Annotated in this window: 13 protein-coding genes, 1 tRNA gene and 1 pseudogene; 12 read left to right on the top strand and 3 right to left on the bottom strand. The window is 41.7% G+C overall.

Annotation, left to right across the window (positions count from 1 at the left end):
- The first annotated feature begins 365 nt into the window (after positions 1 to 365).
- Entirely contained in the window at positions 366 to 1,700 is a 1,335-nt protein-coding gene (locus tag CES82_RS06325) for a M20 family metallopeptidase (protein WP_098824591.1), read from the top strand.
- Between the two features lie 105 nt (positions 1,701 to 1,805).
- On the opposite strand, the pseudogene CES82_RS06320 reads toward CES82_RS06325, so the two are convergent.
- The 3 genes and pseudogenes from CES82_RS06320 to thrC all read right to left on the bottom strand — a co-directional run.
- Positions 1,806 to 2,405 (bottom strand): annotated as a pseudogene (locus tag CES82_RS06320) (NAD(P)H-hydrate epimerase); the annotation flags it as partial.
- Positions 2,406 to 2,607: 202 nt separating this feature from the next.
- On the bottom strand, positions 2,608 to 3,102 hold the full coding sequence (locus CES82_RS06315; RefSeq protein WP_098824589.1) for a MarR family winged helix-turn-helix transcriptional regulator: 495 nt from the start codon (positions 3,100 to 3,102) through the stop codon (positions 2,608 to 2,610).
- Positions 3,103 to 3,176: 74 nt separating this feature from the next.
- The gene (gene thrC, locus CES82_RS06310; RefSeq protein WP_098824587.1) at positions 3,177 to 4,673 is read right to left on the bottom strand and encodes a threonine synthase; all 1,497 of its coding nucleotides are present in this window, start codon (positions 4,671 to 4,673) and stop codon (positions 3,177 to 3,179) included.
- 251 nt (positions 4,674 to 4,924) lie between these two features.
- Between thrC and CES82_RS06305 the strand changes: the two genes are divergently transcribed.
- From CES82_RS06305 to CES82_RS06255, 11 genes are all read left to right on the top strand, one after another.
- On the top strand, positions 4,925 to 5,251 hold the full coding sequence (locus CES82_RS06305; RefSeq protein ID WP_098824585.1) for a hypothetical protein: 327 nt from the start codon (positions 4,925 to 4,927) through the stop codon (positions 5,249 to 5,251).
- Positions 5,252 to 5,294: 43 nt separating this feature from the next.
- Positions 5,295 to 5,366: transfer RNA gene (locus tag CES82_RS06300), tRNA-Arg, on the top strand.
- 285 nt (positions 5,367 to 5,651) lie between these two features.
- On the top strand, positions 5,652 to 6,242 hold the full coding sequence (locus CES82_RS06295) for an NAD(P)H-dependent oxidoreductase (RefSeq protein ID WP_098824583.1): 591 nt from the start codon (positions 5,652 to 5,654) through the stop codon (positions 6,240 to 6,242).
- Positions 6,243 to 6,540: 298 nt separating this feature from the next.
- Positions 6,541 to 6,972 carry a hypothetical protein gene (locus tag CES82_RS06290; RefSeq protein WP_098824581.1) on the top strand — a complete coding sequence of 144 codons (432 nt, stop codon included), beginning with the start codon at positions 6,541 to 6,543 and terminating at the stop codon, positions 6,970 to 6,972.
- 190 nt (positions 6,973 to 7,162) lie between these two features.
- Entirely contained in the window at positions 7,163 to 7,561 is a 399-nt protein-coding gene (locus CES82_RS06285) for a hypothetical protein (protein ID WP_098824579.1), read from the top strand.
- A 544-nt stretch (positions 7,562 to 8,105) separates the two neighbouring features.
- On the top strand, positions 8,106 to 8,582 hold the full coding sequence (locus CES82_RS06280; RefSeq protein WP_098824577.1) for a GNAT family N-acetyltransferase: 477 nt from the start codon (positions 8,106 to 8,108) through the stop codon (positions 8,580 to 8,582).
- A 150-nt stretch (positions 8,583 to 8,732) separates the two neighbouring features.
- On the top strand, positions 8,733 to 9,425 hold the full coding sequence (locus tag CES82_RS06275; RefSeq protein ID WP_098824575.1) for a B3/B4 domain-containing protein: 693 nt from the start codon (positions 8,733 to 8,735) through the stop codon (positions 9,423 to 9,425).
- Positions 9,426 to 9,881 carry a MarR family winged helix-turn-helix transcriptional regulator gene (locus CES82_RS06270; protein WP_098824573.1) on the top strand — a complete coding sequence of 152 codons (456 nt, stop codon included), beginning with the start codon at positions 9,426 to 9,428 and terminating at the stop codon, positions 9,879 to 9,881.
- Positions 9,882 to 9,998: 117 nt separating this feature from the next.
- On the top strand, positions 9,999 to 10,541 hold the full coding sequence (locus CES82_RS06265; protein ID WP_098824571.1) for a TetR/AcrR family transcriptional regulator: 543 nt from the start codon (positions 9,999 to 10,001) through the stop codon (positions 10,539 to 10,541).
- A gap of 94 nt (positions 10,542 to 10,635) precedes the next feature.
- Positions 10,636 to 11,748 carry an NAD(P)-dependent alcohol dehydrogenase gene (locus CES82_RS06260; protein ID WP_098824570.1) on the top strand — a complete coding sequence of 371 codons (1,113 nt, stop codon included), beginning with the start codon at positions 10,636 to 10,638 and terminating at the stop codon, positions 11,746 to 11,748.
- A 189-nt stretch (positions 11,749 to 11,937) separates the two neighbouring features.
- Positions 11,938 to 12,693, top strand: a complete 756-nt coding sequence (locus CES82_RS06255) for a zinc ribbon domain-containing protein (RefSeq protein WP_098824568.1) — start codon at positions 11,938 to 11,940, stop codon at positions 12,691 to 12,693.
- Positions 12,694 to 12,740 lie beyond the last annotated feature (47 nt).

The following is a 12,740-nucleotide window of genomic DNA, read 5'->3' as shown; positions in this document are numbered from 1 at the left end:
CAAGTCTCTGCCTGTAGGAGCCTGATTAAGCCAAGGTGCGGAGCTAGACGGTTAGAGAGCGGAGTGTAAGACGGTTCTGGTAAAAATCCCGGTTTTGGATTTATACCAGAATTGACTTACATGCAGTTCTCTGTCTAGTGTAGCCCGATTAAGCCAAGGTGCGGAAACAAGCGGTTAGAGAGCGGAGTGTAAGGGGCGGGCGCCAAAAATCCCGAACTTGGATTTTGGGTGGCTGCTCCTTACATGCAGCTCTCTGCTTGTTGTAGCCCAGTTAGGCAATGTAAAAAAATGCAGTTCTCTGCCTGGCACAACCCATTTAAACAATATTAAAGAAACCATCCAAAATCATAAAGGAGGACCCCACCATGCAAAACGACATCAAAGCAACCCATCAAAAAGAAGCCGTTGAAGCTCTTAAACGAGTAGTTAAACACCCGTCAAGCGCCACAGATCCTGCGCCAGATGCACCATTTGGTCAGCCCATCAGAGACGCGTTAGATGAAATGATGCAAATTTGCGATGAACTCGGCTTTAAAACCTATACGGATCCGGATGGCAATTACGGTTATGCAGAAGTTGGTGAAGGCGAAGAAATCTTTGGTATTCTTGGTCACGTGGACGTTGTTCCAGCTGGCGATACAGCGGACTGGAGCCATGACCCATTTGAACTGGTGGTTGAAAACGGTGTGGCCTATGGACGTGGTGTTCAGGATGATAAGGGGCCATCAATAGCAGCGTTGTATGCTGTTAAAGCCTTAATGGACGCTGGGGTGACCTTCAAAGAACGTATTCGATTCATTTTCGGAACAGATGAAGAAACGCTTTGGCGCGGAATCGCCGTTTATCAGCAAAAAGAAGATCCCATTACTCATGGTATCGCGCCAGACTCCGAGTTCCCGGTTACCTATGCCGAGAAGGGGCTTCAGCAATCCTACTTCGTTGGGCCAGGTAGCACGGAATTTAGCCTGAAGATGCAACACGCTTTCAACGCGGTTCCCGCCAAAGCACAATATAATGGCCCCAAACTGGCTGAAGTTAAAGCAGCGCTGGATGATTTCGGCTTTGACTACGAAACAGACGAAAATGGGATTACCGTTACTGGTAAATCAGTCCACGCAATGTTAGCGCCCAATGGGACTAACGCGGTGTTACGACTGGCAATGGCGCTGGACCAGGTTTTCCCAGATGGACCACTAGGCTTAATCGGTCGTTGCTTCAAAGAAGATGCCACTGGGACTAACTTAATGGGTGATGTGGCGGATGAAGCGTCTGGACATCTCACCATCAACATTTCAAACATTGAAGTCAGCCCTGAAGAAACACGGATGCAGGTGGATATGCGGATACCGGTAACTGTGGACCATGATGAGTTGATTGAGAAGATGACAAAGAAGGTTGCTGAATATGGATACCGTTATGAAGATTTCGATTATTTAGCACCGTTATATGTCCCTAAAGACAGTGAACTAGTTGAAAAATTAATGACGGTTTATCGTGAGGTTACCGGAGATGACACTGAACCGCAAGTTTCCGGAGGGGCGACTTATGCCCGAACCATGAACCAATGCGTGGCCTTTGGTGCAATGCTGCCAGGAGTTCCAGATTATATGCATCAGGTCGATGAACAGTGGGAACTAGAAAAAATGTTTACGGCGATGGACATTTATGCTGCTGCTATTAAGGCAATTGTGGGCGATTAAGAGAGTGTGAAAACAAGCGTTTAGTAATATTTAAAATTTTAATCGGCAAATAAAGGCTTAGAGACAGTGAATATCACCGTTTCTAAGCCTTTTTGGTTGCTTGAACTAACCTTCATAATGGTCGTCTAAGTACACGCCAATATCTTCAACGTATAACTGCCCGGTATACTGCTTACCCTGATCGGTAACGAAACCGTTCTTGGCGTAAGCGAATGAACTGGTGGCGGTGGCTTTTACCGTGGCCCCTTGTGGTTCACCGGTATCAGCGTTTAATCCTGAAGGCACATCTACACTGAAAACCTTAGCGGATGATGCGTTGATGGCATTGATCCAATCAGCAAATTTACCTTCAACTGGCCGATCCAAGCCGATACCGAAAATCGCATCAACAATTGTGGTGTAACCCGTTAGATCAGTGCTTGCTGGAATAACAGGAATCTGATAGTAATGCAAAATTTTGAGCTGTTGTGCAGTTTCAGTAGACGTGTGGTCTTCTGCGCCCGTCAGCATAACAGTGACGTCAACACCTCGAACATGCAGCATGCGGGCAATTGCCAGACCGTCACCACCGTTATTGCCTGTACCAGCAAAAACTAAAACCTTCGATAAATCAAAATTACCATTTAACAATCGACCAGTTGCACCCAAGGCTGCCCGTTCCATCAGGACTAATGATGGGATACCGATTTCTTGAATCGTATGCGAATCGCCCTGACGTGCCTAAGCAATGCTTACCGTTCGTGTCATCTCAACCACTCCTTACTATTTTCTTCACGTCTAGCGTAGTCGTTTAATGACTGAAATGCCAGTGAGAAGTTAGGGGATTTTTGGCAAAAAAATTCCGGTAATGGGTAGTGGATCACCATTATCGGATTTCTTCTTTTATTAATGAGTTCAAGCGACGCATTTAGTTCTTGATTTCCGTATCAACACGATCATTGTTTAGGTCTGTTTGATGACGATCAGACAGTACAACCTTTGACACATCAAACAAATCACGCCCAAGATTATTAATATCGATATCTTTTAAATCGGGTGCGAAGGACTGCCACCACTCATCAAGCTTTGATAACCCATAATCCAGCAACTTTTTACCATCCGCTGTCAGTGTCAATTCTTTAACACGTTTATCTTTGGCGGCTGCTTCTTTATGAATTAAGCCAAGCGCAGTTAAGTGCTTGACCATCCGTGTCATCAGACCTTCATCGACAGCTAGTGTTGTAGATGCGCGTCGTTGGCTGATAGGCTGACTTTCAAGAATCAGAACCATCAGATACATTTCGGTAATGTTAACGGGTAGCTTATCTTTAATCAACAGCTGATTCATATCACGTTGAAGCTGGCGATGGAGAATAGCATTATAGGTTGAAACGGCTAAATAATCTTTCTTAATATCTGCCACAAACTTTCACCTCGGTTACTTAAATATTTGACTATTAAAGTATAACTGTATTTATAAAAATTGAATAGCTTTACTTAGTCAATTTTCAAAATTTTTGTAATCGCTGCCTGCATTTCATCAGGTTGTACCGTGGTATTGTGACGAACTTCAGCGTGGAAGAGGGTTTCAATGGCTTTTGGCAGCGGGACGTTAATGTGATCTTGAAGTTGTTTCACAGCGTCAAGGCCGTCAACTTCAACTTGATGTCCCTCAATGGCACTGAGAACCGCATTAGGAAATTTATATGGACTAGCAGTTGAAACAATGACCATTGGATGATTATCATCAGTTGCTTGGCGGTATTTATCCGCGACGGCTTTCGCAATTGCGGTGTGAGGATCAATCGCAAACTCAGTGTTTTTATAAACTTTCGCGATGGCTTGCTGATCATCATCGCCACTGGCAAAGTCCGCTGAAAAAGTGGCTTGCAGTTTTTCAAGAACAGCTGGTTTGACCTGATAATGACCGTTCTTTTCCAGCTCATGCATGTAAGCAGCCGTTTGAGTGGCATCTTCACCAGTTGCGTGAAAGACGAGTCGTTCCAAATTACTAGAGACCAGAATGTCCATGGACGGCGAGGTGGTCGTGAAAAATGGGCGGATACGGTCATAGTAACCCGTTTTGAAGAAATCAGTCAGGACGTTATTTTGGTTCGAAGCACAAATCAATCGGTTAACGGGCAGCCCCAATTGTTTGGCGTAATAACCCGCTAAAATATCACCGAAATTACCAGTTGGTACGCTGAAGTTAATGGTGTCGCCATTTTTGATTGCGCCTTGTTTAACCAGTTGACCATAAGCGTAGAAATAGTAGGCAACTTGTGGCACTAACCGACCAATATTAATGGAGTTGGCTGACGAGAACTGGAACCCGTGAGCAGCGAGTTGTGCTTCAAAATCCTTATCGTTAAAAATTTCTTTAACGTTAGTTTGTGCTTGGTCAAAATTACCGTTGATCGCCACAACGTAGGTGTTTTCACCCACTTGGGTGATCATCTGCTGTTTTTGAATGGCACTGACGCCTTGACTCGGATAAAAGACGATGATTTTAGTACCAGTAACGTCCGCAAAACCAGCCATGGCTGCTTTCCCGGTATCACCAGACGTGGCAGTCAAAATCACGATTTCTTTCTTAAAGTGATTCTTCTTGGCTGCCGTTGTCATGAGGTGGGGTAAAATTGACAGCGCCAAGTCTTTAAAGGCGATAGTAGCGCCATGGAAGAGTTCTAAATAATAATCATCGCCATGGTGAGTGACTGGCGCAATCAATGGGTCGTCAAATTTATCATCATAGGCTGCGTTGACACAGTCGCGGATTTCGTCATCTGTAAAGTCGGTCAAGAACGCCTTGAGTACTTTAAAAGCAACTTCTTGATAGGACATGTTTGGCAGTTTGTTTAAATCTAAATTGAGTTGGGGGGCTTCAGTTGGGACGTAAAGACCACCGTCCGGGCTTAATCCTTGTAGGATTGCAGCGGATGCAGTTAAGGCATCGTCTGCAGTACCACGTGTACTGCGATATAAGAGTGTCATAGTCATTCTCCTTATTTACTTACAAATTGTAGTTTCTTTATCACTAGTTTACCTGATTTAATGAGAAATTACAGAGGAGTTTTTAATTTATTGCTCATTTTATAGCTGGATAAGAGCCAACGCTTTCCTTCATTACCAATGATTGTTAAGATGGACTAATCGATATTGTTTCTTCAGGAAAATTTAACAGGAGTTTTGGAATGTAACATGCTAAAATGTGTTGAAGACTATGACAGAAAGAGGAATCACTCATGGAAATTGATGTACCAGAAACCATGGCAGAAGTCGAAAAAGAAGTTGCTCGCCGCCAAGCTAACGGTGAGACCGTGACGGAAGCCGAAGTTATTAAAAGAACCGTATTAGCCTCATTTCAAGCCTATCTAGAATTTGCTGAAGAAGGGCACTACGATTCAGCCAAGTGGGCAGGAGACAATATTGAAGTGATTGATATTATGAAACAGCCCATTGAAACGATTAAACCGCAGACGGACTCGTTTGTGACTGATTTTAAAGCAAGCAATGATGCCTGCTTCTTATACTTACAAGAGGCAGCCACAAAGATTGCAGGTATGCGTTAAGACTTGAAATCCTTGTTCAACACCGCTATCATAGTTGTGTTGGGCGCCCTTAGTGTAATGGATAGCACATGAGATTTCGGTCCTCATGATCCGAGTTCGACTCTCGGGGGGCGCAATAAGTGTTTCTTAACTTAATATGATTAAATAAAACGTTGATATATCAGCGTTTTATTTTTTTGCTCTAGTATAATTTAGTGCCTTTTTAGATACGTTTTGTGTGAAAAGTGTGTGGCTTTGTTCATTTTAATAACTATTACCAGAATTCGTTGATATTCCAATGTTGTGATTTATTGTCCAGATAGCTGCCATTTCACAGTTCAAATTAACATAAGTTAATGTGCCAGTGATCGAGCGATGCTAAACTGACCTCAATCAAAAAAATAAGTGAGGCAAATTAAAAATGAAAACAGTCATTATCTTCGACCACCCATACACGAGTACCGCTAGTGAAAATGTACCACATCAACGTTCTTTTCTTGCAGCAATCTACAAGCAGGTTATTACCCAGCTAAAAGCTGAAAATTCAGAAGTGGACCTCATTGATCTCCACGCTGACCATTTTGATCCAGTAATGTCCGCTGAAGATCTATCGAACTGGCGACGCGGAGTGCCTATTAACGCTCAAGTTGAAGACTATCAAAATCGCTTATTAGATGCGGATCAAATCATCTTGATGTTTCCAATTTGGTGGGAAGTCATGCCAGCAATGATGAAGGGCTTTCTCGATAAAGTTTACGCAAAAGGTTGTCTGTATCAGGCCGGCTCGATGCAAACCAAACTTGTTCGGCAACCAAAGATTAAAGTGATTACCACGATGGGTACCCCAAGTTGGATTTATCGTTGGGTGATAGGCGCACCACTTTTAAAGGCGCTGTTCCGAGGGACGTTCCTTAAGACGAAACTTTTCCATTTTAAGTGGTACAGCTTTTCACAAGTGGAAAAGAAGTCACTGGCGCAACGTCAACGCTTGATTCAGGGGTTCAAGCTGTAATTTGGTTAAATAGTTGATTCAATTTTGGATGGTTTTAATTATTAATGATATTAAAGAAAGGTCGAAGCTCGTGTGACGCGAACTTGGCCTTTTTCGTTGAGCGTATTGATTGGTCGATTGCTATACCCTTTAAAAATAAACCATCTGTGAGAAGATTGTTTTAAAACATAAACTACCACCAAAGCAAATTAATACGTGTAATGGAGCGGCTTCGTAGTCAATCAAGATTACGGGGATACTTGTTATCAAGATTGATTCACTTTATACTTATTTTTATATGATATTGGGAGGATTTATGATGAGGAGAATCAAAATATTTTTACTTTCCATCTTGACAACGTGCGCCATTTTTGGGGCAGTATCGACGACAACTGCTCATGCCGCAACTTGGCACAAGTACACACCATCAGCAATTCGTGGTACTTGGGTTACTAAGAAAATTGACTATCTCGGCACTAAAGCGCGAATTGAAGTAAAATTATCTAAGAATCAGTTTTATCTTGAAGGCAACGACCCAACTATTTTAAAAAACATGTATTATCACCATAACAAGGGTAGTCATTATTACTACATCAAGGGCACTGAATATATGTATACTAAGGGGCATGAAGTGGGTTACTATAAGGTTCATAAATCTAAAAACTGGATTCATCTTTGTGCGTATTTAAGTGTTAACGATGGGCATCACTATAAAAGCCATTACTGGACAAATTATTACTACAGAAAATAGTAAAAATCTACCAGCCAAAGTGGTGAATTTTTAGTATTCTCACTGGTATCATTACAGAAGTTTAAAAATGATGATACTTTAATGCCATTCAACATAGGTTAAATAAACCTATTAAACAAAAACCAATCATTTTGGGGTAAACTATTATTAGATAGAAATGTAAATATTTGTAGAGGGGAATAAATAAACTATGATAATAACGACTCGAAAAATTTCTGATTTTTTAGCTGCTAATAATGTGGATCCTAGCAAATTAGACCAATTTTTGGTGCAAAATGACTTTGGCGGTGGCTATGTGGTTGATGAGAAACCAGTAGAAGATTTCTACGATTGCTTAAAAATCACGCAACAGCAATTTGCAGAAGCGGCAACCCCAGCTAAACTTATCAGCATTTACAATAATTCGAAGATTGAAATTATTCTGTTTAGTTGGCGTAAGGAAAAAGCACCGAACGCTCCCTATTATACTAATGAAGGAGACACGGGTATCATTATAAACGGTGGTGCTGAAGTCTTCGTTGACCTATTTTCTGATAGACAGTTAAATAAAAAATTAGGGAAATTGATTAGCGAGTACATTACTCAATAATGCCCCTGTTTGTCACGATACTAATTGATAAGGAAACAGCATAGTCCCAACAGATGAATTACTGTCGGGGCTATTTTTGTGGCTTATTGTAGAAGTGCAAAAGTTGTTTTCTAATTTTAGACAGTAAAAAAGACGTGTTGATAAACAACACGTCTTTGTTTATAGCCCTGATAAACTTTTTTCTACGTCCTATGGCTCTCTCTCTTGGAACTGCTCTTTGTCCCCGAAAAGAAGTATAACACTTTTCCAATAGAAAGTTCCACTTTACCTAAAAATAATTGACAAATCAACATAAATAATGATGAAATGTTGATATATAGCGCTTTCAAAGACTTTTTACGTGATGAAACTACTTAGTTTTTATTTTCAAAAAATTCATCGAACAGGTTATTTGTGTGTTAGGGCATTGATGATCAAGCAAAATTTGGAAGTTGAAATGTGGAAATGACCATTAAAAGGATAGCAAGTAGATTGAAAGTGAAGTAAACTTTGTAGTTAGTTCATGATGTTTTGAACGCTAACTATTAAATGGAGGAAATTGCGCATGAAAATCAGACCAATCGAGAAAAAGGATAACGCTCAGATTAAAAAGATTATTCAAGCTGCTATTCGTGAGTATGGCAATGATTTACCCGACTCACCGTATTATGATGAGGTTCTAGATCACTTAGCGGAGCACTACGCACAGCAGGATAAGGCGAAATACTGGGTAGCAGAAGTTGACGGTGATTTAGTTGGCGGTGCTGGCCTTGGTCCTTTTTCATATCCCAACACAGCGGAATTCCAAAAGTTATACCTAACACCGGCTGCTCGGGGTCATCACATTGGCCATCAATTAGAAACTCTGGCAGAGAAGACCGCTAAGGAATATGGTTATGAAAAATTCTACATAGAAACATTTTTGAATTATACATCAGCACGGGGATTATATACGCACGTTGGTTTTACACAGCTTGATAAGCCTTTGGGAGATAAGCCGGCTCATAAGGCATGTACTGCTTGGTATGTTAAGGACATTTAAATAGTGGTAGTAACCAGCATGACGAATATTCAAACTTGTCATGCAGGTTTTTCGTTGGAGTAGATTGCAACCGACAGAGCATTAATGTAAAATCAAGCTAACCAGTAGTTGCAAATGCAAGTACTAAATTCTAATTTAGGATGTGTCAGTATGGCTAATTTAGTTGTTGATCCAGCGTTTTGGGATCTTTTTCCGGATGCCCAAATTAATACGTTAACCGTTCATGGTTTAAATAACACCGTTGATGAGTCACAAGATCCGCATTTTCAGGCTTTATTAGATGATGCTATGGCAAAGTCTCACCAGTATTTAACGGAAGATACCTTCCGCAATAATCCAGTAGTAGTGCAATGGCGTGATGCTTACAGTAAATTCAAGAAAAAGAAGGGTGCCCGTTCATCCATCGAAGCGTTACTAAAACGAGTGGATCAGGGCAAGACGCTTTCGCCAATCAATCCGTTAGTGGACGTGTACAACAGCGTTTCACTAGAATTTGGTGTGCCTTGCGGTGGCGAAGATTTAGCCGCCATTGATGGGCCGATGCACCTCGGAGTCGCTAAAGGTGGTGAAGCCTTTAAGCCATTAGGTGTGGATGAAGACGAACCGGCTTTACCTGGTGAAGTGATTTACTACGATAAAATTGGTGCAGTCTGCCGCTGTTTCAACTGGCGTGATGGCGAACGGACCATGTTAACAGAAAAAACCACGGACGCTATTTTAGTCATCGAAGCTATTAATGAGGAGCAACGTGTGCGTCAGGCTGAAGCAGTGACCACAATGAAGGAACGGCTTCAAACTGAATTTAGTGTTGACGCTGATGTTGACACGTTTACGGTAGCTTAAATGAGCGATGATCCATTGAGAACCATCGGTGTCATTGCCAAGGCACTAGATGGTATCGCCAATATTGAATTTAAACAGTATCACCTCACGCGTGGCCAGTATATGTACCTCACGCGAATCTGTGAACACCCGGGATTAACGCAAACTGAGTTGGTTAATTTGATTAAGGTGGATCGGGCAACGGCTACTCGAGCGGTACAGCGACTGGAGGAAAATGATTTTGTGCGCCGTGAAACGGATGACCATGATCGCAAAATCAAACACATCTGGCCCACTGAATATGCGCAAGAAGTTTACCCTAGAATCAAGGCAGAAAACGACTATTCAACTCAGGTTGCGCTGAGGGGGTTCAGTGACGATGAGGTCCGCCAGGTCAAATCTTTACTAAGTCGCATGAGCAAAAACGTCAGTGATAGTTGGGAGTTTGTTAAACAGGGTGGACATCGTGATTATTAGTAAGTGGGTTGATTGGATTGATTACCACATAGTTGTTGATGAGCAAAGACAGATTGTCTTATAGAAGTTTAACCATGCTATAATTTGGGTATCAAATCATGTTATCGAGGTTAAAAAATGACTCAAATAACGGCGAAAGATAAGAGTAAGGAAAAGTTTTATCAGGCGCTGCTGCAAATTAAATCAGAGGGTTTAGACTATCGGACGTTAACTGTTCAGCAGCTGGCTTCGTACGCTGGATTGTCTCGCCAAACATTTTACCGGCATTATCAAGATAAAGACGAAATTATCACATCACGGATTCATGAATTTAAACTAAATGCATTGCACCACTTCACCCAGATTTCTAACCTGGATGCGGAATCAATGATTAGTTTTCTGTTGTCGTATTGGGACAATCACCGGGAATTTTTCGCACTGATTGAGTGGTCAGGACTACGTGAGGTCTTTATTGATAACGTGGCGTTTATGAATCGTGAAATCATGAAGATGAATAACGTTGTGCATTTGAATGAGACCTACATCAGCAACACCTATGCGGGGGCCATTTACATGTTTCTGGTGAGTTTTTTAAGTGACGAGCATCGTCATACTAATATTGAAACGCTGATCCAGCTATTTTTAACGTTAACGAATGGGCAGAAACTGCTATTTAAATAGTGACATTTTGGTGGAATTTGGTACATTTTAACGGGTGTTTCCATGATAATCTATGGTTGTGAAATAAGTATCAAACTTTGATGGAGGTATTATCATGGAAATTACAGCTGCAGTTGCGTTAAAACAAGGCGATCCTCTCGTTGTTAAAAACGTTAATTTAAATGACAAATTAAAATCTGACGAATTATTAGTTAAAACCGTTGCAAGTGGGATTTGTGGTGCGGATATTCAAGAAATCAATGGTGGTCCCACAGGCTTTGCACCAATTCCCATGATTATGGGCCACGAAGGTGCTGGGATTGTTCAAGCCGTTGGTTCAAGTGTGACCGAATTTCAAAAGGGTGATCACGTCACCGTTTCGTATGCTAGTTGCGGAACCTGCAAACAGTGTGTTGCTGGCCGGCCGTACGCTTGCGAACGGATGAACGAACTTAACTTTGAGGGTAAAGATATTGATGGTGGCACACGCTACGAACTTGATGGCGAGCCACTGAGTTCATTTTTCCAGCAAAGTTCTTTTGGTAACTACATGAAAGTACAAGCCAGAAACGTGGTTAAAGTGACTAAAGATGTTGATTTGAAGTTACTTGGCCCTCTTGGCTGCGGCCTGCAAACGGGTGCAGGAACCGTTTTGAACGACTTGAAACCAGAACCAGGTGATGGCATTGTTATCTTCGGGACTGGTACTGTTGGTCTTGCCGCAATCATGGCTGCCAAAGTTGCTCATTGTGACCCAATCATTGCCGTGGACGTGGTTGATAGCCGACTTGATATGGCACTTGAATTGGGTGCAACCAACGTCATCAACAGTAAGAAGACGCCTGATGTGCCAGTCGAAGTGAATAAGATTAGTGCGGGCGGTGTTGAATTTGGTGTTGTTTCAGCTGGCGTTAATGGTTTAGCTGAAAACGCTGTTCGTTCAACCGGCATCTACGGTCAGATTGGGATTATTGGCGGGGCTTTTGAAGGTAATTTCAATATTGCCCAGGATATTCTAATTCCAGCACGGACGGTTCGTGGTGTTCTGCAAGGGTCCTCACTGCCTAAATTATTCATTCCAAAATTGATCAAACTATACCAAGATGGGCAATTCCCGTTTGATAAGTTGGTCAAGTTCTATGATTTAGCTGATGTTAATGAAGCTATTGAAGATTCTAAATCGGGCAAAGTCATCAAGCCAATTTTGGTAATGCCAGAAAATAACTAATATGGAGACAGCTGTTAGAATGTTGATCATTCTGATAGCTGTTTTTGATTTAAAGGGGAATTGCACAATCTAAAGCACATCAAATCTTAATCTTTTCTTAATTATTAGGTTGTCCCGGTATTCGGGGGAGAGTATACTTAATTTGTTCGAGGAGAATCGCTTTCATACTTTGTTATAGGGGGAATCATCATGAATTTTTGTCCTAAATGTGGTGCTAAGATTGAATCTAAAGAGATGCGCTTTTGTCCGAATTGCGGGCATAAATTAGTGGCAAACACGGGCGTTAGTGCTGAAAAGGTAAGTTCTGTAGGGGAAACTACCGCAGCTAAGCGACCAATCGCCCACGTTAATGTGGAAACACCTAAGGCTAAGGTTAAACCGGAACCTGAAGTTGAACAGCCGCAGGAACCTGAACCTGAAGAGACGACATACACGAAGTCAAGAAGCAATACGTGGATCAAAAAGGAGTTCTCAGCTAGTGCCCTTCTATTTTGGGTCAAGGGCCAGATTTCGGTGGATTATCGGTTTGTCAGAATTAATGAAAAGAATACGGTTTTAGGTGTTTTTCCAGCGGGCTCACATACTCAAAACGTACCGTTGAAAAACATCTCTAACGTTTCATTGAATACAGCGTATAAAATGAGTCGTTTCATTTGGGGAATTATATTGTTTTTCTTTGGTTTCGCTGCTATGGATGCATCCGTACTATTAGGGTTGATTTTGATGGTGTTAGGTGTAGGGATGTTCTTAAATGGTATTATGACCCAGTTGGAAATTGAAAAAAGCGGTAACGGCTACACGATTGCGGTACCGTTCTTCAATAAGACGGATATGCAAGAAGTTCAGCAGGTGATTGAAGATGCCTTAAGCACGGACGTTGATAAGACGGATCAGAGCTTGTATCAGCACCGGTTGAACCCGAATGATATGGATAATGTTGAATAATTGAATCGATATAGAAAAAAGCAATTCACAGATTGCGCGTTAATCTG

The organism is Secundilactobacillus silagincola, from assembly GCF_002583405.1.
Lineage (GTDB): Bacteria > Bacillota > Bacilli > Lactobacillales > Lactobacillaceae > Secundilactobacillus > Secundilactobacillus silagincola.
Note: the sequence above shows the minus strand (reverse complement) of the source record. Positions and strands in the feature narration are given on the sequence as shown.

What these genes read in the sequence shown, in the direction of transcription:
- CES82_RS06325 (WP_098824591.1), top strand. Translation starts at nt 366, where the DNA reads ATGCAAAACGACATCAAAGCAACCCATCAAAAAGAAGCCGTTGAAGCT.
- thrC (WP_098824587.1), bottom strand. Translation starts at nt 4,673, where the DNA reads ATGACACTCTTATATCGCAGTACACGTGGTACTGCAGACGATGCCTTA.
- CES82_RS06305 (WP_098824585.1), top strand. Translation starts at nt 4,925, where the DNA reads ATGGAAATTGATGTACCAGAAACCATGGCAGAAGTCGAAAAAGAAGTT.
- CES82_RS06295 (WP_098824583.1), top strand. Translation starts at nt 5,652, where the DNA reads ATGAAAACAGTCATTATCTTCGACCACCCATACACGAGTACCGCTAGT.
- CES82_RS06290 (WP_098824581.1), top strand. Translation starts at nt 6,541, where the DNA reads ATGAGGAGAATCAAAATATTTTTACTTTCCATCTTGACAACGTGCGCC.
- CES82_RS06285 (WP_098824579.1), top strand. Translation starts at nt 7,163, where the DNA reads ATGATAATAACGACTCGAAAAATTTCTGATTTTTTAGCTGCTAATAAT.
- CES82_RS06280 (WP_098824577.1), top strand. Translation starts at nt 8,106, where the DNA reads ATGAAAATCAGACCAATCGAGAAAAAGGATAACGCTCAGATTAAAAAG.
- CES82_RS06275 (WP_098824575.1), top strand. Translation starts at nt 8,733, where the DNA reads ATGGCTAATTTAGTTGTTGATCCAGCGTTTTGGGATCTTTTTCCGGAT.
- CES82_RS06270 (WP_098824573.1), top strand. Translation starts at nt 9,426, where the DNA reads ATGAGCGATGATCCATTGAGAACCATCGGTGTCATTGCCAAGGCACTA.
- CES82_RS06265 (WP_098824571.1), top strand. Translation starts at nt 9,999, where the DNA reads ATGACTCAAATAACGGCGAAAGATAAGAGTAAGGAAAAGTTTTATCAG.
- CES82_RS06260 (WP_098824570.1), top strand. Translation starts at nt 10,636, where the DNA reads ATGGAAATTACAGCTGCAGTTGCGTTAAAACAAGGCGATCCTCTCGTT.
- CES82_RS06255 (WP_098824568.1), top strand. Translation starts at nt 11,938, where the DNA reads ATGAATTTTTGTCCTAAATGTGGTGCTAAGATTGAATCTAAAGAGATG.